Source organism: Pseudonocardia sp. (assembly GCF_050250275.1).
Lineage (GTDB): Bacteria > Actinomycetota > Actinomycetes > Mycobacteriales > Pseudonocardiaceae > Pseudonocardia.
Genome location: NZ_JBFWOY010000025.1, coordinates 54984 through 72709, shown reverse-complemented (window position 1 = coordinate 72709; position 17726 = coordinate 54984). Strand labels below are relative to the sequence as shown.

23 protein-coding genes are annotated in these 17726 nt (G+C 74.1%); 7 read left to right on the top strand and 16 right to left on the bottom strand.

Annotated features, from left to right (window positions below):
• Positions 1-18 precede the first annotated feature (18 nt).
• The 5 genes from AB7F12_RS21870 to AB7F12_RS21850 all read right to left on the bottom strand — a co-directional run bounded on the left by AB7F12_RS21870 (position 19) and on the right by AB7F12_RS21850 (position 2034).
• On the bottom strand, positions 19-396 hold the full coding sequence (locus AB7F12_RS21870) for a VOC family protein (RefSeq protein WP_428497051.1): 378 nt from the start codon (positions 394-396) through the stop codon (positions 19-21).
• Complete coding sequence (locus AB7F12_RS21865) at positions 393-524, bottom strand: hypothetical protein (protein WP_428497050.1); 132 nt, start codon at positions 522-524, stop codon at positions 393-395. The genes AB7F12_RS21870 and AB7F12_RS21865 overlap by 4 nt, the downstream gene beginning before the upstream one ends.
• A 69-nt stretch (positions 525-593) precedes the next feature.
• Positions 594-785: a hypothetical protein gene (locus AB7F12_RS21860; RefSeq protein ID WP_428497049.1), complete on the bottom strand. Its 192-nt coding sequence runs from the start codon at positions 783-785 to the stop codon at positions 594-596.
• A gap of 71 nt (positions 786-856) precedes the next feature.
• Positions 857-1291 carry a hypothetical protein gene (locus tag AB7F12_RS21855; RefSeq protein WP_428517974.1) on the bottom strand — a complete coding sequence of 145 codons (435 nt, stop codon included), beginning with the start codon at positions 1289-1291 and terminating at the stop codon, positions 857-859.
• Between the two features lie 11 nt (positions 1292-1302).
• Positions 1303-2034: an SDR family oxidoreductase gene (locus tag AB7F12_RS21850; protein ID WP_428516805.1), complete on the bottom strand. Its 732-nt coding sequence runs from the start codon at positions 2032-2034 to the stop codon at positions 1303-1305.
• Between the two features lie 101 nt (positions 2035-2135).
• Here AB7F12_RS21850 and sigJ point away from each other — a divergent pair, with 101 nt between their 5' ends.
• Together sigJ and AB7F12_RS21840 are read left to right on the top strand one after the other, a co-directional pair.
• Positions 2136-2999, top strand: a complete 864-nt coding sequence (gene sigJ / locus AB7F12_RS21845) for an RNA polymerase sigma factor SigJ (RefSeq protein ID WP_428497046.1) — start codon at positions 2136-2138, stop codon at positions 2997-2999.
• A 122-nt stretch (positions 3000-3121) separates the two neighbouring features.
• A complete protein-coding gene (locus AB7F12_RS21840) occupies positions 3122-3814 on the top strand; it encodes an HNH endonuclease family protein (RefSeq protein ID WP_428497045.1) in 693 nt (230 codons plus the stop codon).
• 37 nt (positions 3815-3851) lie between these two features.
• Here AB7F12_RS21840 and AB7F12_RS21835 read toward each other — a convergent pair whose 3' ends face one another.
• The 5 genes from AB7F12_RS21835 to AB7F12_RS21815 form a co-directional block, all read right to left on the bottom strand.
• A complete protein-coding gene (locus AB7F12_RS21835; protein ID WP_428497044.1) occupies positions 3852-4409 on the bottom strand; it encodes a carboxymuconolactone decarboxylase family protein in 558 nt (185 codons plus the stop codon).
• 60 nt (positions 4410-4469) lie between these two features.
• Complete coding sequence (locus AB7F12_RS21830) at positions 4470-5783, bottom strand: deoxyguanosinetriphosphate triphosphohydrolase (RefSeq protein WP_428497043.1); 1314 nt, start codon at positions 5781-5783, stop codon at positions 4470-4472.
• Positions 5780-6397, bottom strand: a complete 618-nt coding sequence (locus AB7F12_RS21825) for a YdcF family protein (protein WP_428497084.1) — start codon at positions 6395-6397, stop codon at positions 5780-5782. The genes AB7F12_RS21830 and AB7F12_RS21825 overlap by 4 nt, the downstream gene beginning before the upstream one ends.
• A 149-nt stretch (positions 6398-6546) precedes the next feature.
• Positions 6547-7599 (bottom strand): XdhC family protein, encoded by a 1053-nt coding sequence (locus AB7F12_RS21820; protein ID WP_428497042.1) that lies wholly within the window; start codon positions 7597-7599, stop codon positions 6547-6549.
• A gap of 67 nt (positions 7600-7666) precedes the next feature.
• On the bottom strand, positions 7667-8059 hold the full coding sequence (locus AB7F12_RS21815) for a hypothetical protein (protein ID WP_428497041.1): 393 nt from the start codon (positions 8057-8059) through the stop codon (positions 7667-7669).
• A gap of 66 nt (positions 8060-8125) precedes the next feature.
• Between AB7F12_RS21815 and AB7F12_RS21810 the strand changes: the two genes are divergently transcribed.
• On the top strand, positions 8126-8473 hold the full coding sequence (locus AB7F12_RS21810) for a tetratricopeptide repeat protein (protein ID WP_428497040.1): 348 nt from the start codon (positions 8126-8128) through the stop codon (positions 8471-8473).
• A 16-nt stretch (positions 8474-8489) separates the two neighbouring features.
• Here AB7F12_RS21810 and AB7F12_RS21805 read toward each other — a convergent pair whose 3' ends face one another.
• From AB7F12_RS21805 to AB7F12_RS21790, 4 genes are read right to left on the bottom strand one after another with little or no spacing between them, the layout of a single operon-like run.
• Complete coding sequence (locus AB7F12_RS21805) at positions 8490-9107, bottom strand: response regulator transcription factor (protein WP_428497039.1); 618 nt, start codon at positions 9105-9107, stop codon at positions 8490-8492.
• Positions 9104-10285 (bottom strand): sensor histidine kinase, encoded by a 1182-nt coding sequence (locus AB7F12_RS21800; protein ID WP_428497038.1) that lies wholly within the window; start codon positions 10283-10285, stop codon positions 9104-9106. The genes AB7F12_RS21805 and AB7F12_RS21800 overlap by 4 nt, the downstream gene beginning before the upstream one ends.
• 10 nt (positions 10286-10295) lie before the next feature.
• The gene (locus AB7F12_RS21795) at positions 10296-11021 is read right to left on the bottom strand and encodes an ABC transporter permease (RefSeq protein ID WP_428497037.1); all 726 of its coding nucleotides are present in this window, start codon (positions 11019-11021) and stop codon (positions 10296-10298) included.
• A 5-nt stretch (positions 11022-11026) separates the two neighbouring features.
• Positions 11027-11950, bottom strand: coding sequence for an ABC transporter ATP-binding protein (locus tag AB7F12_RS21790; protein WP_428497036.1), 924 nt, complete (start codon positions 11948-11950; stop codon positions 11027-11029).
• Positions 11951-12186: 236 nt separating this feature from the next.
• Here AB7F12_RS21790 and AB7F12_RS21785 point away from each other — a divergent pair, with 236 nt between their 5' ends.
• Entirely contained in the window at positions 12187-13569 is a 1383-nt protein-coding gene (locus tag AB7F12_RS21785; RefSeq protein WP_428497035.1) for a hemolysin family protein, read from the top strand.
• Positions 13566-14567: a hemolysin family protein gene (locus tag AB7F12_RS21780; protein WP_428497034.1), complete on the top strand. Its 1002-nt coding sequence runs from the start codon at positions 13566-13568 to the stop codon at positions 14565-14567. Before AB7F12_RS21785 ends, AB7F12_RS21780 begins: the two co-directional genes overlap by 4 nt.
• An 88-nt stretch (positions 14568-14655) precedes the next feature.
• On the opposite strand, the gene AB7F12_RS21775 is transcribed toward AB7F12_RS21780, so the two are convergent.
• Positions 14656-16050, bottom strand: a complete 1395-nt coding sequence (locus tag AB7F12_RS21775) for a glycine--tRNA ligase (RefSeq protein WP_428517976.1) — start codon at positions 16048-16050, stop codon at positions 14656-14658.
• Positions 16051-16358: 308 nt separating this feature from the next.
• On the opposite strand from AB7F12_RS21775, the gene AB7F12_RS21770 reads away from it, so the two are divergent.
• Positions 16359-16691, top strand: coding sequence for an ArsR/SmtB family transcription factor (locus AB7F12_RS21770; protein WP_428497033.1), 333 nt, complete (start codon positions 16359-16361; stop codon positions 16689-16691).
• Positions 16688-17341: an SRPBCC family protein gene (locus tag AB7F12_RS21765; RefSeq protein WP_428497032.1), complete on the top strand. Its 654-nt coding sequence runs from the start codon at positions 16688-16690 to the stop codon at positions 17339-17341. The genes AB7F12_RS21770 and AB7F12_RS21765 overlap by 4 nt, the downstream gene beginning before the upstream one ends.
• On the opposite strand, the gene AB7F12_RS21760 is transcribed toward AB7F12_RS21765, so the two are convergent.
• Positions 17308-17670 (bottom strand): antibiotic biosynthesis monooxygenase family protein, encoded by a 363-nt coding sequence (locus AB7F12_RS21760; protein WP_428497031.1) that lies wholly within the window; start codon positions 17668-17670, stop codon positions 17308-17310. The genes AB7F12_RS21765 and AB7F12_RS21760 overlap by 34 nt on opposite strands.
• Positions 17671-17726: the final 56 nt, after the last annotated feature.

Below are 17726 nucleotides of genomic sequence, written 5' to 3'. Positions count from 1 at the left end.
TCTAGGCGCGCGTGCGGCTCAGGTTGCGAGGACCAGGCAGAACGGATGACCGGCGGGGTCGATGTAGACGCGGAAGGTCTCACCCGGCTGGACGTCGGCCTTCGTGGCGCCGATGCCGAGGACGAACTGCTCGCCGGCGTCGAGGTCGGGGACGTCGAAGTCGAGGTGCGCCTGCTGCGGGTGCTCCGCGGAGGGCCACTGCGGCGCGCGGTGGTCGGCGACCTGCTGGCAGGCGATGGTGACCGGGCCGTCGGCGACGAGCTCGACCCAGTCGTCGTCCTCCGCGTCCTTCTCGGCGAGGGGCCAGCCGGTGAGGGCGGAGTAGAAGCGGGCGAGCGCGTCGGGATCGGGGCAGTCGAGCGCGACGACGGACAGCCGCGGCGTGGGGCGGGTCATCGTCGCGACGGTAGCGGCACCGGTGGGTGTCCGCTGTGGTCGAGCAGCAGCGGGACCGCGGTCATCACCGTGAAGAGCAGGACGGCGGCGGCGAGGGCGGACCAGGTCAGGACGTCGTGGAGCACCATGCCCCCACGGTGGCCCCGCAGGCCGTGCCCCGGCTGCGAGCCGGCTGGCAGCCCGCTGAGAAAGCAGGGTCAGACGGCGAGGGACTGCGGGAGGACGGCGTCGATCGACTCGGGCGCGCGCCGCGGCTGCGGGATGAGCGGGGCGTCGGCCTCGACGCGACCGACGGCGTCGGCGTAGAGCGGCAGGGCCGCCATGGCCAGCAGCACGACGATGCCGGCGCCGCCGGCGAGGACGGTCAGGACGTCGGACAGCATGTTCATACCCCCCACATCTGCTCGCGGGCTCCGCGTGTTACCGCATCCGGCGGCGTGTCCGGCGTGTCGCTGCTACGTCATTCGGACGAGTGAACGGCGCTCCGGCCCGATCTCGCCAGCACGACCGCCAGGACGAGCGCGACGACGACCTCGACCGCGAAGCCGACCGTCTGCAACGTGGCGTCGAGTGCGCTGAACCCGTGCAGGTGGAGGCTGTGGAAGACGACGTGCGGGACCGTCCAGACGGCGAACACGACGAGCGTGATCGCGACGAGGCGGCGGTCGAGCCAGATCGCGGCGGCGACGAGCAGGACCGTCAGCGCGAGGCTGAGCGCGCCGACGTCGCGGACGAGGTGCTCGTTGTAGGGCGGCAGCGCGGAGACCCAGCTGTGGCCGGGTGCGGGGAAGCCGTCGTAGAACGAGCGCGGCGCGGGCAGCGCCCACAGCCCGACGAACGCCTGGGTCGCGGCGAGGAAGAGGAGCCCCACCCGCAGGACGACGCGCGCGGTCACGGCCTGCGCGTTCACGACGCCGCCAGGAACTGCTCGAAGGTCACCGTGCCGTCGGTGTGCGACGGCGTGGTGTGCGCGCCCGAGCGGAAGCCGCGCGCGATCGCACCGGGTAGTCGCAGCCCCACCACGCGGCGGCGCGTGCCCGTCGCGGCCAGCCAGGCGCGGCCGAGGTCGGCCATGTCACGCACCTGCGGGCCGCCGAAGTCGTCGGCCCGGCCCACGGCGGGCGCCACCGCGAGCGCGGCGACGTGGGCGGCGACGTCGGTGACGTCGACGGGCTGGAACGGTGTGGCCTTCAGGACCGGCAGCACGCCGGTGCGTGAGCCGGCGGCGAACATCGTCGCGAGCAGGTCGTGGAACTGGGTCGCGCGCAGGATCGTCCACGGCAGGGCGCTGCCGGTGACGACGCGCTCGGCCGCGAGCTTCGCCCGGTAGTAGCCCAGCGGCACGGCGTCGATGCCGACGATCGACACGTACAGCAGGTGCGGGTTCCCGGCGCGGGCGGCGGCGTCGACGAGGGTGCGGGTGGTGTCGGCGTCGCCGCGCGGGGCGGTGGCGCAGTGCACGACGACGTCGGCGCCGCGGACGGCGTCGTCGATGCCGGCGCCGGTGCGCAGGTCGCCGACGATGCGCCCCTCCCCCGCGGTGCGGCTGAGCACCCGCGGCGCGTGCCCGTCGTGACGGAGGTGCTCGACGAGGGCGCGGCCCAACGTGCCCGTGCCCCCGGTGACGAGAATGTCCATCGGTCCTCCCGTTCTCGGTGGTTTCCCGTGGGACGGCGACGGGGCCCGGGTCGTGACAGCGGGCGGATGTGACGCGCATCGCGCCCGGTAGCGTCCGCGCGGTGACCGCCGACCCCGTGGCCTTCGAGTCGCATCGCGCGCACCTGTTGGGCGTCGGCTACCGGATCACCGGCAGCCTGGCCGACGCCGAGGACGCCGTCCAGGAGGCGTGGCTGCGGTTCGCCGCGCAGGACGCCGGGGTGATCGACGAGCCGCGGGCCTGGCTCACCACCGTCGTCGGGCGGCTGTGCCTGGACCGGCTGCGCTCGGCGGCGGTGCGGCGCGAGCGCTACGTGAGGCCCTGGCTGCCCGAGCCGCTCGTCGCCACCCCGGGAGACGACGATCCGCTGGCCGTGGTCGTGCGCGACGAGGGTGTGCGGATGGCCGCGATGCTCGTCCTGGAACGGCTGAGCCCGCCGCAGCGGGTCGCCTTCGTCCTGCACGACGCCCTCGACCTGCCGTTCGGGCGCATCGCCGAGGTCCTCGACTGCTCGGAGGCCACCGCCCGCCAGCACGCGAGCCGGGCGCGGCGGATCGTCGCCGAGGCCGACGCACCGCCGCGTGCGACGGACGCCGAGCAGCAGGGCGTGCTCGCCGCGTTCGCCGACGCCCTCGCCCGCGCCGACACCGACCGCATCGTCGCGCTCCTGCACCCCGAGGTCGTGATGCTCACCGACAGCGGCGGCAACGTCTCCGCCGCGCGGCGCCCGATCGTCGGACCCGCCGACGTCACCCGCCTGTTGCTGGGGCTGCTGCGCAAGTACGGCGACGGGCTCGTGACGAACTGGAGCCCGGTCGTGGTCAACGGGGAGCTGGGCGTGCGGACCGAGGCGGTGGGCAAGGTGCCCGCGTCGGTCGTGGTGCTGTCGATCACGAACGGGCGAATCCGAGGTGTGTTTCAGGTGCTCAACCCGGACAAGCTCTGACCCGGCCGGGATCCATCGGCTACTCCCCCGTGTCGCTGCGGCACCCAGGGTGATCGGCAGGACAGGATTCCCGGGTGCAAATGGTACGTGCGTGGCGACGGGTGGTTCCGGTACTGGCGGCGGTGGCCGCCCTGAGCGTGGGGGCGTCGGGATGCGCCGCCCTGCAGACAGCAGGGTTCCAGGTGGGGCCGGCCGACGTGCCCGCGGCGGGCGCGACCGCCTCGGGTGACGCCGCCACCGCGCTCGCGGCGCTGCCCGTGAAGGGCCGGGCCCCCAAGACCGGCTACGAGCGCACACAGTTCGGGCCGGCGTGGTCCGACGTCGACCGCAACGGCTGCGACCAGCGCAACGACGTCCTCGCCCGCGACATGACCGGCGAGACGTTCAAGCCCGGGACCAAGGACTGCGTCGTGCTCACCGGCACCCTGGCCGACCCGTACACCGGCAGGACGATCGCCTTCCAGCGCGGCCAGAGGACCAGCGAGAAGGTGCAGATCGACCACGTCGTCGCCCTGTCCGACGCCTGGCAGAAGGGCGCCCAGCAGCTCGACGAGCCGACCCGCAAGCTGCTCGGCAACGACCCGCTCAACCTGCTCGCCGTCGACGGGCCGACGAACCAGTCCAAGGGCGACGGCGACGCCGCCACGTGGCTGCCGCCGTCGAAGACCTACCGCTGCGACTACGTCGCCCGCCAGGTCGCGGTGAAGACGAAGTACACCCTCTGGGTCACCGCCGCCGAGCGTGACGCCATCTCCCGCGTCCTGGCCGAGTGCCCCGGCCAGGCCTTGCCGGCCGACAGCACGATCACGCGCTGACGTCAGTGGCGACGGTCGCCACAGCGACCGTCGCCACTCACCGGGTGAGTCTGCAGGCGGCGTCGAAGCCCTGGTCAGTGATGCCCAGCGCGTGGTTGCTGCGGGCGCGCAGGTTCTCCAGGGCGATCGCGTGGGTGAGCTCGACCAGCCCGGCGCGACCGAACTCGCGCTCCAGCTCCGCGACCTGCTCGTCGGTGACCGTCATCGGGGTCGTGGTCATCGCGTCCGCGTAGGCGATCGCGAGCCGCTCCCGGGCGCTGTAGAGGGGGTCGGTGGCGTAGGAGTCGATGTGGCGCAGGCGGTCCACGTCGAGACCCTCGAGGCGCTGCAGCATGGTGCCGAAGTCGACGCACCACGAGCAGCCGACCTGCGTCGCCGTCCGGTACACCGCCAGCTCCCGGACCGGGCCGGGCAGGACCGTCGAGGCCTTCTCGTAGGCCAGCTCCGACACCAGCCCCGCCCAGAACAGCTTCCGGTGGTGACGGGCGACCGCGAAGGGCTCGGGCACGTCGCCGAACCGACGCCGCGCCATCCGGTACACCAACCGCCCCACCGGGCCTGCGTCACGCTCGGCCACCGCGGGAATCCGTGCCATCTCTCGACCTCCGTGTCTCGATCTCTCACTGGGACGAGACAGCCGGGCGGTTCGTGACGGTCAGACCCGGCGCAGCCGCGCGTGCCAGGCCAGCGCCTGCTGGTCGGTGAGCATCGCGATCTGGTCGACGACGACGCGCAGCCGGGCGGCGTCGTCCGCGGCGACGGCCCAGTCCTCGGCACGGACGGGGTCGAGGTCGGCGGGCGCGCCCGCGAGCAGCGACGCCGCCAGCTCGGCGAGCAGCTCCCGCTGCCGGGCCTGCATCGCGAGCCGGGCCGGGTCGGCCATCACGTACCGGACCGCGACGGCCTTGAGCAGGGCCACCTCGGCGGCGGCGCCCGCCGGGACGACGAGGTCGGCGGCGTAGCGGGCGAGCGGCGCGTCGGGATCCGGGAGCGCGTCGAGGGTGGCGTCGGTGGCGGCGCGGACGAACCTGCCCACGAGCTCGCTCGTCAGCACCTTGAGCGCGACGTGCTCGCCACCGGTGGCCGTGGGGCCGTGGAACCCGGCGACGCCCGCGACCGCGGGCAGGGCGAGCAGCGCGTCGGCGGCGTCGGCGAGGGCGGCGGGATCGGCTCCGAAGTTGGCGACGGCCAGCTCCGCGAGCGCGGCCCGCTCCTGCGGGTCGGCGAGCGAGGCCAGGTCGATGCGGCCGGCGAGGATGCCGTCCTCGACGTCGTGCACCGAGTACGCGACGTCGTCGGACCAGTCCATGATCTGCGCCTCGATGCAGCGCCGGCGCGGCGGTGCACCGTCGCGGACCCAGGCCAGGACGGGCGCGTCGGCCTCGTACGCGCCGTACTTGCGCACCCCCGGCCCGCCCACCCACGGGTACTTCGACGACGCGTCGAGCGTGGCGCGGGTGAGGTTGAGCCCGCCCGCGTGGTCGCCGTGGCCGACCTTCGGTTCGAGCCTGGTGAGGATGCGCAGGGTCTGGGCGTTGCCCTCGAAGCCGCCGCAGGCGCCCGCGATCTCGTCGAGGGCACGTTCGCCGTTGTGCCCGAAGGGCGGGTGCCCGATGTCGTGGGCGAGCCCGGCGGTGTCGACGACGTCGGGGTCGGCCCCCAGCTCCTCGGCGATGCCGCGGCCGATCTGCGCGACCTCCAGCGAGTGGGTCAGTCGGGTCCGCGGGATGCCGGTGATCTCGGCGCCCTCGCCCGGGCCGACGACCTGGGTCTTCCCCGCGAGCCGGCGCAGCGCCGCGGAGTGCAGCACCCGGGCGCGGTCGCGCGCGAAGGGGCTGCGCCGCTCGGGGCGGCCCCGGCCGGCGGCCTTGGGGGCCTCGGGGAGCAGCCGGGCGCGGGCGTGGTCGTCGTAGCCGCCGTCGTCGTGGCCGTGGTCGGGGGCGACGGTCGGGTGGGGCGGGCCGCTCATCCCAGTCCGGTGTCCTCGGTCTCGGCCGGTGCCTTGGTGATCCGGTAGTACAACAGCGCGGCCGTCTCCCTCACGATGTACTTGACCTGGGTCTCGCGGCTCTGCACCACGGGCCCGCTGCGCGTCGGCGAGGTCCAGGCGTCGAGCCCGGCGTCCTCGGCCATGGTGCGTGCCCGCAGCGAGTGCCACGGGTCGCTGACGAGGATCGCGCTGCGCCAGCCGTCGCGGCGGGCGACCGCGGCGACGGCCTGCAGGCTGGCCAACGTGTCCGAGCCCTCCCCGACGGCGACGACCGCCGACGCCGGGATCCCCTCGGCCAGCAGGTAGCGCCGCCCGGCGGACGCCTCGGTGTACTCGTCACCGGCCCGGTTGCCGCCGACGGTCACGATGCGCGGTGCGACACCCTCCCGGAACAGTGCCGCGGCGTGGTCGAGCCGGGACGCGAAGATCGGGCTGGGGCTGCCGTCGTACTGGGCGGCGCCCAGGACGATCACGGCGTCGGCGGGGGTCTCGGTGTCGGTGCGGGCCGTCTGCCAGACCCGGAACGCGGTGCCGCCCACGATGATCGCACCGATCAGCAGCCCCCCGATGAGGAAGCGGGCGGGCCAGCGCAGCCCGGACCGCGGGTACTCGACGCGGGGCCCTCGGCCGCCGATCCTGCGGGTGGGCGCCTCGGAGGCGGGCTCGGCCGGTCGGGGGCGGCGCAGCGGGACGGTCGGGGCGGCGCGCCCCCCGGGCGACCGCCACGGCGGGCGGGGTGCCGTCACCCGCCGATCCGGCTGTCGGAGGCGGTGAGTGCGGCGGCGGCGCGCCCGGAGCGGGCGGCGATGACCTGGGCGACGATCGAGACCGCCGTCTCGGCGGGTGTCCGGGCGCCGAGGTCGAGACCGACGGGGCCGTGGATCGAGTCGATCTCGGCGTTGGTGAGGCCCGCGGCCTGGAGCCGGCCCCGGCGGGCGGCCTGCGTGCGCCGGGACCCGAGCGCGCCGATGAACCCGCGGCCGCGGACGCCGTCGATCAGCACGGCGTCGAACTTGGCGGCGTGGTCGAGCAGGACGACGACGTCGGCCCCGGAGAACCCGGCGACGACCGCGCGTGCCTCGTCGAGCTCGCTGACGCTGCGCGTGCCCCAGCCGAGCAGCGCGGCCTGTGCCCGTAGTGCCTCTCCGATCGCGCCCGCACCGACGACGACGAGCGTGGGCACGGGGACCCACAGGTCGAGCAGTACGTCGGTGCCCGCGGCGTCGAACCGTTCGGTGGTGGTGGCGCCGCGACGGAGCCGGTCGCGGGCGGTGTCGCACGCCGCCTCGTCGGCCTCCGCGGAGCCGAGCGAGCCGTGGACCCGGTCCAGCTCGGCGCCGGTGAGGACCAGTACCGACGACCCGTCGGCCGGGGTGAGCAGGGCCGCGGGGACACCGCCCTCCAGCGCGTCGCCCAGCGCCGTCGCGAGCGCGGCCGGCAGCGGGTGCCCGAGCAGTGTGGCCCCGCCGGCGCAGGCCAGGCCGGCCGCGACGCCCGCCGCCTCGGTGACGTGCGCCTGGCCGGTGCGCGGGCCCGCCGCGGCGGACGCTGCGAGCGGCAGCGCCGTGTCGTCGAGCGCGCCGAGGTAGAGCACGCCCGCGGACTCGCCTGCTGCCGTCGACGCCACGAGCTGACCCGACTCGACGGTGCCGAAGCCGTGCCGGTCGAGCACCCGGACGACGCCGATCCCCGCCGACCCGCCCGCTGCCCAGGAGCGCAACGCCGCGCCCAGGGCACGGCGGGGATCGGTGGTGGCGTCGGTGGGGCCGGACGGCGGCACGGTCGCAGCGGTCACACGGGCAAGGGTAGCGACCGCGGCCGACGACCGTGGCGACGCAGAGCCGGGCGCGTCCCGCCGCGGGTCAGCCGGTCGGCAGGGTGCGTTTCAGGGCGAAGATCGCGATCCGGACGACGATCGCGTCGACGATCAGCGCGGCGAACGCCCAGCCGTCGAACAGCCCGGCGAGCGGGCGGCCCTGGGTGAGCGCGATGACGCTGGGCAGCAGGAACGTCGCGACGCCGACGGCCCCGACGACGGCGGCCGACAGCAGCGGCACCGGCTGCGCGGCGGGCGTCCGGAGCGTCCGTGCCAGCATGCCCGCGATCACGAGGGCCGCGATCACGAGGACGGCGTCGATGACGGCGAGACGCGAGGTGTCCCAGAGCCGGACGCCGTGGACCGCGTGGACGACCGCCGACGCCACGAGCAGCACGAGCAGGAACTGCGGGGCGGTGATCGAGCGCAGCCGGTTCACGGGCCCAGTGTCCCCTCCCCCCGGCCGCGGAATACCCATTGGGGGTATCTGGTTGGAGGAGACATGATGGACACGCTGACCTACCGGATGGCCGAGGACTGGGTCGACGGCGGTCGGCCGCTGGAAGCGCTCGGCATGCTCGAGCCCCGCGCCGAGGAGCTGCGGGCGAGCTTCAGCGGCACGCTGCTGCTCGGCCGCGCCTACTACCGCTCGGCGCAGCTGCGCAAGGCGGAGGAGGAGCTGCGCCGGGCCGTCGAGCTCGCCCCCGCCGACTCCTACGCCCGCTACCTGCTCGGTCGCACGCTCCAGCGGCAGAGCCGGCACGCCGACGCCCTGCCCCACCTGCGCCTGGCCGCCGCGCTCGACCCCGGGTACGCCGGGGACCGCGACACCTGCGCCGCCCGCGTGGGCTGAGCACCCTTCCCCTCCCTCACAACCAGCCGAAGCCGTCCGCGATGCGGACGGCTTCGGCGCGTGTGCGGGAGTCCGTCTTCCCGATCGCCGACGACAGGTGGTTGCGCACCGTGCCCTCCGACAGGTGCAGCCGCGACGCGATGTCGGCGACGGTCGCGCCGTCGGCCGCCGCGACCAGCACGTCGCGCTCGCGGTCGGTGAGCGGGCTGGCGCCGGTGCTCAACGACTCCGCCGCCAGCGCCGGGTCGACGACCCGCAGGCCGGCGTGCACCCGGCGCACCGCGTCGACCAGCTGCTCGGGCGGGCTGTCCTTGACCACGAACCCCGCCGCCCCCGCCCGCATCGCCCGCGCCAGGTAGCCCGGGCGGCCGAACGTCGTCAGCACCACGACCCGGCACGACGGCAGCGACTCGCGCAGCGCCGCGGCCGCCGCCAGCCCGTCGACACCCGGCATCTGCACGTCCAGCAGCGCCACGTCGGGCCTCGTACGGTCGGCGGCCGGGCCGACCTCGTCCCCCGTTCCCACCTGCGCGACGACCTCGATGTCGGGCTCCAGACCCAGCAGCGCCGCGAGCGCGCCGCGGACCAGCGCCTGGTCGTCGGCCAGCAGGACCCTGATCCTGGGGCCGGTCACCGGGGCGCCCTGTCGTCGGCGCGCACGCGCGGCGCCCCGGTCCGCGCGGGCGGGCACGTGGCGGCGAGCCGCCAGCCGCCGCGCTCCCCCGGGCCGGAGTCGACCCAGCCCCCGACCGCGGCGACCCGCTCGGTCAGCCCGGTCAGCCCGTTGCCCGCAGGCGTGCCGCTCGGGGCGCCGACGCCGTCGTCGACGACCTCGATCGAGTCCGGCGTCAGCCGCACCGTGACCCGGCCGGCGCCGCTGTGGCGGATCGCGTTGGTGACACCCTCACGCAGCACGTAGGCGAAGACCTGCTGCCGGTCGGCGGGCACGTCGTCGACGGCGCGAGGAAGATCGGCCTCGATCTCCGCGGCCCGCAACGCCTCCCGTGCCCCCGCCAGCTCCGCGGCGAGCGACGCCACCCGGTTCGCCGAGATCGTCGCACGCACGTCGGACAGCGCCTGCCTGCCGAGCCGCTCGACGTCGGCGACCTCGCCGGCGGCGCGCGCCTCGTCGCCGCGTTCGAGCAGGCGACGGGCCAGCGCCGCCTTCACCGTGATCGTCGTCAGGCTGTGCCCGAGCACGTCGTGCAGGTCGCGCGCCAACCGTTCGCGTTCCTCGGTGACGGCCAGCCTGGCCAGCTCCTCCCGCGCCACCCGCAGCTCCGTGTTCGCCCGGATCAGCCCGAACATGCCGATCATCGCCACCGTCATCGCCACGATGCCGACGACCGAGCCGAGGTCGACCGCCCCGAAGACGACGCTGTAGAGCGCGAACCCGGCCGCGACCGCCAGCACCGCCACGACCGCCGAGAGCCGCTTCGGCAGCAACGCCATGATCGTCACGACCAGGAAGCTGATGGTGTAGAGGACCCCGCCCTCGACGCCGCCGGCGCCCAGCCCCAGCACCATCGCCGCCCACAGCCCGGCCATGCCCAGGACCGTCGCCCCCGTCACCAGCGGCCGCGACGACCACATCGCGTAGTACAGCCCCACGCAGTAGCCGGCGACGTAGGCCAACACGTCGACCACCAGCAGGACCCGCAGGACGGGCCCATGGTCCGAGACCGCCGCCGCGTACACCCACGGCAGCAGCAGCAACGACCAGCCACCCGCCATCGGCAGCCACGTGCGCAGCGTCAGCCGCGTCGGGTCCATCGGACCGTCACCTGCGCCCGCGCGGCCCCCGTCGACCATGCCGTCCACGCTAGACCCGCAGCGCGTCGCGCCGGTACCGCACGGCCACCAGCCCACCCGCCACGACCAGCCAGACCAGCATCACCGCGACCCCCTGCACCGGGACGCCCCCGCCGGACACCTGGTCGCGGGCGACCTCGGCCAGCCAGTAGCTCGGCAGCAGGTGCGCGACGGTCGCCATCGCGGCCGGCAGGACCTGGGCCGGGATCAGCACGCCGCCCAGCAGGCTGAACACCAGCATCGTCACGGTGGCCATGCCCTGCGCCGAGTCCTGCGTCGCCATGGTGCCGACGAGCAGCCCGATCGCGGCGAACGGCAGCACCCCGAGCCACGCGGCCAGCAGGACACGCAGCCACTGCACCAGCGACAGGTCGACGTGCTTGAACGCCGCCGCGACGGCGAACGTCAGCACCAGCGCGGGCAGCGCGACGAGCATCGCCACCGCCGCCTTGACCGCGAGGTAGGCCCAGCCGGGCAGCGGGGTCAGCCGCAGCTGCCGGTTCCAGCCGACGGCCCGCTCCACCGCGACCCGCCCACCGGTGCTGATCGCCGCCGAGATCGCGCCGAACGCCGCCATGTTCAGCATGAGCACCACGGTCACCACAGCGGCGTCGGCACCCGTGGCGTAGAGACCGGAGAAGATCAGGAAGTACACGACCGGGAAGCCGACCGTGAAGATCAGGAACCGCGGCGAACGGACGATCCGCCGCACCTCGGACGCGAGCAGGACACCCATCGGTCTCAGACTCCTTCGCGGGAACGGGCGTCGACCGGCTCGGCCGTGAGGGCCACGAACGCGTCCTCCAGGCCGTGCGCGGTGACCTCGACGTCGTGGGCGTCCGGATGGGCGACGAGCAACGCCCGCAGCGCGGCGTCCGAGTCGTCGCACGTCAGACGCGTCCGCGGGCCCGCCGTCGCGACACCGGTGACCCCCGGCAGCGCGGCGAGCGCACCCGCACCGGCACCGGGGACGACCGCCGACACCACCCGCCCCGCCGCCAGCGCCCGCACCTGCGCCACCGACCCGTCCGCCACCACCCGGCCCGCCCGCAGCAGCACCACCCGGTCGGCGAACTCCTCCGCCTCGGCCAGGTAGTGCGTCGCGAACAGGACCGTCCGGCCGTCGGCGGTGAACCCGCGCATCGACGCCCAGAACTCCCGCCGCGCAGCCACGTCCATCGCGACCGTCGGCTCGTCGAGCACCAGCAGGTCCGGGTTGCACGCCAGCGCGACCGCGAACCGCACCCGCTGCTGCTGCCCACCCGACAACCGCCCGAACCGCTGCGTCGCGACATCGGCGACCCCGGCGCGGCGCAGCACCTCCGCCGGGGCGAGCGGCGCCGGGAACAGGGCCGCCGACAGCCGCACCAGCTCACCCGGCGTCACGTCCTCCGGGAACCCGCCGGACTGCAGCATCGCCCCCACCAGACCCCGCGACACCGCCTCCCGCGGGGTGCGGCCGAACAACGCCACCGCGCCCGCATCCGGCCGGGTCAGCCCCAGCAGGACGTCGATCGTCGTCGACTTCCCGGCGCCGTTCGGGCCCAGCAACGCCACCACCTCACCCGGCGCGATCGTCAGATCGAGCCCGTCGACCGCGCGCACCGCGCCGTAGCTCTTCGCCAGGCCCGCGATCCGGACCGCCGCAGCGTCGTTCGTCCTCATGGAACCGACTCTCGCGGGTGAACGCGGCACGTTCCCGGAGCGGGCGTCACACCTGCCCGGTGACGGATGTCATCATCGACACGGGAACTCTCGAGCTGACCGATTCGTCCACACCGCGACAGGCCCGTGCCGGTTCCCACCCGATCCCGGCTTCCGACAGACAGGACCATGGACCTTCCCCGAAGTACCGGCGGCGCCCACCGGCGTCTCCCCCCGCGTAGTCCCGGCGGTCCGCGATGACCGTCCTGTCCATCCTCCTCGGCATCGTCGTCGTCGTGCTCATCACGGCCGCGACCGGCTGGTTCGTCGCCCAGGAGTTCGGCTACATGGCCGTCGACCGGGCCCGGCTGCGCTCCCGCGCCGCCGCCGGTGACACCGGCGCCGAACGTGCCCTCGCCATCACCCGCCGCACCTCCTTCATGCTCTCCGGCGCCCAGCTCGGCATCACCGTCACCGGCCTGCTCGTCGGTTACGTCGCCGAACCCCTGATCGGCGCGGGCATCGGCGAGCTGCTCGGCGGCGTCGGCGTCCCCACCGGCGTCGGCATCGTCATCGGCACCGTGTTCGCGCTGCTCTTCGCGACCGTCGTGCAGATGGTGTTCGGCGAGCTCTTCCCCAAGAACCTCGCCATCGCCCGGCCCGAACCCGTCGCCCGCGCCCTGGCCCTGTCGACGTCGATCTACCTCGCCGTCTTCGGCTGGCTCGTGCACCTGTTCGACAAGGCCGCCGAGCTGCTGCTGCGGCTCCTGCGCATCGAACCCGTCCACGACGTCGAGCACGCCGCCACCCCGCGCGACCTCGAGGCGATCATCGACGAGTCCCGCGACAGCGGCGCCCTGCCCGTCGACCTGTCCACGATGCTCGACCGCGTCCTGGACTTCAGCGACCGGCACGTCGTCGCCGCCATGATCCCGCGACCCCGCGTCACGACCGTGCAGGCCGACGCCACCGTCGCCGACCTCGTCACCACCATGGCGTCGGGCCACTCCCGGCTGCCCGTGCTGCGCGACGACCCCGACGACGTCGCCGGCGTCGTCTGCCTGCGCGACGTCCTCGCCCTCGAGGACACCGGCCACGACCCCGCCGAGGTCCGCGTCGCCGAGATCATGCGGCCCGCGCTGCTCGTCCCCGACTCGCTACCGCTGCCCGCCGTCCTCGCCGAGCTGCGCGCAGCCCAGGAGGAGTTCGCCTGCGTCCTCGACGAGTACGGCGGCCTCGCCGGCGTCGTCACCGTCGAGGACGTCGCCGAGGAACTCGTCGGTGAGATCACCGACGAACACGACCCCGCAGGCGTCGACGTCCCCACCGTCGGCGAAGGCGTCTGGACCGTGTCCGGCGCACTGCACGTCGACGAGGTCGAACGCCTCCTCGACCACCCCCTGCCCGAGGGCGACCACCAGACCGTCGGCGGTCTCGTCGTCGCCACCCTGCAACGACTGCCCCGGCCCGGCGACGCGGTGGCCATCCCGCTGCCCCAGCCCCCCGGCGCCGAGGACGACGACCCCGTCGTGACCCTCCACGCCGTCGTCGAGAGCGTCGAACGCCGGGTACCCGCCCACGTGCGACTCCGGCTGACCAGCAGCGGACCCGCACCCACCACCGGCGAGGCCCACCGATGAACACGTGGACGATCGTCGTGTCGATCGCGCTGATCGCGGCGTCCGCCTTCTTCGTCGCGATCGAGTTCGCCCTCGTCGCGGCCCGGCGCTACCGACTCGAGGAGGCCGCGGAACGGTCCGCGTCCGCCCGCGCCGCGCTGCGCAGCGCCCGCGACCTCTCCCTGCTGCTCGCCGGCTCCCAGCTCGGCATCACCCTGTGCACGCTGGGCCTGGGCGCCATCGCCAAACCGGCCGTCGACGAAGCCCTCGAACCCGTCCTCACCGGCTGGGGGCTGCCCGCCGCCACCGCCGGGGTACTCGCGTTCGTCCTCTCGCTGATCGTGGTGACGTTCCTGCACCTCGTCGTCGGGGAGATGGCGCCCAAGTCGTGGGCGATCGCCCACCCCGAACGGTCGGCGACGCTGCTCGCCCTACCGATGCGCGGGTTCATGTGGCTGACCCGGCCGGTCCTGCTCGTGCTCAACGGGCTGGCCAACCGCTGCCTGCGGGCGGTCGGCGTCGACCCCGTCGACGAGCTCGGCGCCGGCCGCGACCCTGCCGACCTGCGCGAGCTCGTCACCCACTCCGCGCGGGCCGGGGCGCTCGACGAGGACCGCCGCGCCCAGATCGTCACCGCGCTCGACATCTACCGGACGCCGCTGCGCGAGCTCATGCACGCCGGCCTGGTCACCGTCGCCACGGGCGACACCGCCGCCCGCGTGCGTGCCGCCTCCCGCGAGAGCGGGCACCTGCGCCTCGTCGTCCTCGACGGCGACGTCCCCGTCGGGGTGGTGCACGTCCGTGACGCGCTCGCCGCGCCCGCCGGCGCCACCGCCGGGACGCTGATGCGGCCCGTCCTCACCCTCTCCGGCGACGAGACGGCCCACGCCGCGCTCGGCACCATGCGGGAGAAGCGGGCGCACCTCGCGCTCGTCTCCGTCGACGGGACACTCGGCCTGGTGACGATGCGCGACATCGTCGACCGGCTCTTCCCGGCCGAACCGGCCACGACGGGCTGACCCGCCCACGACGACGGCGGCGGCGCACCGGGGCTCCCGGTGCGCCGCCGCCGGTCGTCGATCCCGGCGCAGCCGCGTGCGGCGGTCATCAGCCCAGCAGGCGGGCCGCCAGGTACGGCTCGACCTGGTCGAGCGCGATCCGCTCCTGCGACATCGAGTCGCGCTCCCGGATCGTCACCGCCTGGTCGGTGAGGGTGTCGAAGTCGACGGTGATGCAGAACGGCGTGCCGATCTCGTCCTGGCGGCGGTAGCGGCGCCCGATCGCGCCCGCGTCGTCGAACTCGATGTTCCAGCTCTTGCGCAGCGCCGCCGCCAGGTCACGCGCCTTCGGCGACAGGTCCGCGTTGCGCGACAACGGCAGCACCGCGGCCTTGACCGGCGCCAGCCGACGGTCGAGCCGCAGCACGACCCGCTTGTCGATGCCGCCCTTCGCGTTCGGCGCCTCGTCCTCGGTGTAGGCCTCGATGAGGAACGCCATCATCGAACGGCCCACACCTGCCGCCGGCTCGATCACGTACGGCCGGTACCGGGTGCCCGAGGCCTGGTCGTAGAACGACAGGTCGACGCCCGAGTGGTTCGAGTGCGTCGTCAGGTCGAAGTCCGTCCGGTTGGCGATGCCCTCGAGCTCGCCCCACTCCTGGCCGGAGAACCGGAAGCGGTACTCGATGTCGACCGTCCGCTTCGAGTAGTGCGACAGCTTCTCCTTGGGGTGCTCGTAGTGCCGCAGGTTCTCGGCGTCGATCCCCAGGTCCGTGTACCAGCGGGTGCGCTCGTCGATCCAGTACTGGTGCAGCTCCTCGTCGGTGCCCGGCTCGACGAAGTACTCCATCTCCATCTGCTCGAACTCACGGGTCCGGAAGATGAAGTTGCCCGGCGTGATCTCGTTGCGGAAGCTCTTGCCCATCTGGCCGATGCCGAACGGCGGCTTCTTCCGCGACGTCGTCTGCACGTTCAGGAAGTTCACGAAGATGCCCTGCGCCGTCTCCGGCCGCAGGTAGTGCAGGCCCTCCTCGGTCTTCACCGGACCGAGGTGCGTCTCCAGCATCATGTTGAAGTCCTGCGGCGGCGTGTACTGGCCGCGGGTGCCACAGTTGGGGCACGGGACGTCGGACAGGTCGTCCTCCGCCGCGCTCTTGCCCGTCCGCTCGACGTACTCCTCGGCCAGCTGGTCGGCCCGGAACCGCTTGTGACAGCTCAGGCACTCCACCAGCGGGTCGTTGAACACACCGACGTGACCCGACGCCACCCACACCTGACGCGGCAGGATCACCGAGCTGTCGAGACCCACCACGTCCTCACGGCCGGTGACCATCGACCGCCACCACTGCCGCTTGATGTTCTCCTTCAGCTCCACGCCCAGGGGCCCGTAGTCCCACGCCGAGCGGGTACCGCCATAAATCTCCCCGGAGGCGAAGACGAATCCGCGGCGCTTCGCGAGCGCGACGATGGTCTCGATCTTGGCGGAAGTCGGCTTGCTGGCCACGGCAGATATCTCCAGGAGAAGTCCCGAATAGGAAGCCACCAGCGTATCGACTGCCGCACCACGCCCGCCCGCACCCCTTCCGTGGCCGCGACCCGCGGCCGACCTGGGGCGGACGGCCCTCCCCCGCGGCGCGAGTCGGACCCTCTCTTCGTGAGGCCGCGACGCCCGGCCCCGCGCAGCCGGCGCGCGGGCGTTCTGTGCTGCATGCGCGGTGCTGCTGCACGCCGCGCGAGGACCACGGAGGCTGGTGTCCGGCGTCGTTCAATCAGACATCGCTTATATAAGCTGAGACTGTTAGAGTCGGGACCGTGCACGCGTTCGACGTCCTCGGCGACCCGGTCCGGCGGCGCATCCTCGAGCTCATCGCCGACGGCGAGCTGAGCGCCGGGGAGGTGACCGCGACGGTCCGGGAGGAGTTCGGCATCTCGCAGCCCGCGGTGTCGCAGCATCTGAAGGTGTTGCGGGAGAACGGGTTCGCCACCGTGCGGGCCGTCGGAACCCGCCGGTTGTACGCCGTGCGGCCCGATGCCCTGCAGGAGGTCGACGTGTGGCTCGACCGGTTCCGCCGGTTCTGGACCCCCCATCTCGACGCGCTGGCGACGGAGATCGCCCGCGGCAAACGTGAACGGAGACAGCGGTGAGCGACGCGACGGACGTGCGGCACGACGTGAGTGCGGTGCGGCGTGAGGTCAGCGGGAGGACGTTGGAGGCGGGTGAGGCGCGGGTGGTGACCATCAGCCGCGTCTACCCGACGACGGCCGAGGACCTGTGGGACGCCTGCACCAGCATCGAACGGATTCCGCGGTGGTTCCTGCCGGTGACGGGTGAGCTGAAGGTCGGCGGCAGCTACCGGCTGGAGGGCAACGCGAACGGCACGATCCAGCGCTGCGACGCCCCCCGGGAGTTCGCGGCGACGTGGGAGTACGGCGGCGAGGTGAGCTGGATCGAGGTCGCGGTCGGCGCCGAGGGCGAGCAGGCGCGCCTGACCATCGTCCACATCGCCCACGTCGACGACGAGCGGTGGGCGATGTTCGGGCCGGGCGCGGTGGGCCTGGGCTGGGACCTGGGGCTGTACGGGCTGGCGCAGCACCTGGCGACGGGGGCGAGCGTGGACCCGGCGCAGGCGCAGGCGTGGTTGACGTCGCCGGAGGGGGTCGCGTTCCTGGCGGCGGCGAGCGACGACTGGTGCCGCGCGTCGGTGGCGGCGGGCACCCCGGAGGCGCAGGCGCGCCCGGCGGCGGACCGGACGACCGCGTTCTACACGGGCGCCGAACCCCCGGCAGGGTCCTGAGAGGACGTCAGCAGGCTCTCGTGCGCGGTGACCGCTCCCCCGGCACCGGAGGCGAGGGTCTCGAAGGTGGCGGGCTCGTCGGCCAGGGCCTCGGCGAGCAGGGGGACGACGTGTTCGCGCACCGGGAAGGGCGAGAGGGCACGTCGATAGGCGTCGACGGACGCGAACCGCACCAGCAGCACCCAGCGTCCCGGCTCCTCGATCGCGCGGCCGAGCTCGCCGCCGAGGCAGCCGGCAGCGGCGGTGAGCAGCTCCAGCGCACGCCGGCCGCGGGCGAGGAACGCGTCGGCCTCGGGGGCGGGGACGTCGAAACGGCACACGAGCAGCACGAGGTGCGAATGTAGTCCTGCGCGGACGCCTAACATGGGGGCCGGTACGTGACAGG

What these genes read in the sequence shown, in the direction of transcription:
- AB7F12_RS21870 (WP_428497051.1), bottom strand. Translation starts at nt 396, where the DNA reads ATGACCCGCCCCACGCCGCGGCTGTCCGTCGTCGCGCTCGACTGCCCC.
- AB7F12_RS21865 (WP_428497050.1), bottom strand. Translation starts at nt 524, where the DNA reads ATGGTGCTCCACGACGTCCTGACCTGGTCCGCCCTCGCCGCCGCCGTC.
- AB7F12_RS21860 (WP_428497049.1), bottom strand. Translation starts at nt 785, where the DNA reads ATGAACATGCTGTCCGACGTCCTGACCGTCCTCGCCGGCGGCGCCGGC.
- AB7F12_RS21850 (WP_428516805.1), bottom strand. Translation starts at nt 2,034, where the DNA reads ATGGACATTCTCGTCACCGGGGGCACGGGCACGTTGGGCCGCGCCCTC.
- AB7F12_RS21835 (WP_428497044.1), bottom strand. Translation starts at nt 4,409, where the DNA reads ATGGCACGGATTCCCGCGGTGGCCGAGCGTGACGCAGGCCCGGTGGGG.
- AB7F12_RS21830 (WP_428497043.1), bottom strand. Translation starts at nt 5,783, where the DNA reads ATGAGCGGCCCGCCCCACCCGACCGTCGCCCCCGACCACGGCCACGAC.
- AB7F12_RS21810 (WP_428497040.1), top strand. Translation starts at nt 8,126, where the DNA reads ATGGACACGCTGACCTACCGGATGGCCGAGGACTGGGTCGACGGCGGT.
- AB7F12_RS21800 (WP_428497038.1), bottom strand. Translation starts at nt 10,285, where the DNA reads ATGGTCGACGGGGGCCGCGCGGGCGCAGGTGACGGTCCGATGGACCCG.
- AB7F12_RS21795 (WP_428497037.1), bottom strand. Translation starts at nt 11,021, where the DNA reads ATGGGTGTCCTGCTCGCGTCCGAGGTGCGGCGGATCGTCCGTTCGCCG.
- AB7F12_RS21790 (WP_428497036.1), bottom strand. Translation starts at nt 11,950, where the DNA reads ATGAGGACGAACGACGCTGCGGCGGTCCGGATCGCGGGCCTGGCGAAG.
- AB7F12_RS21785 (WP_428497035.1), top strand. Translation starts at nt 12,187, where the DNA reads ATGACCGTCCTGTCCATCCTCCTCGGCATCGTCGTCGTCGTGCTCATC.
- AB7F12_RS21780 (WP_428497034.1), top strand. Translation starts at nt 13,566, where the DNA reads ATGAACACGTGGACGATCGTCGTGTCGATCGCGCTGATCGCGGCGTCC.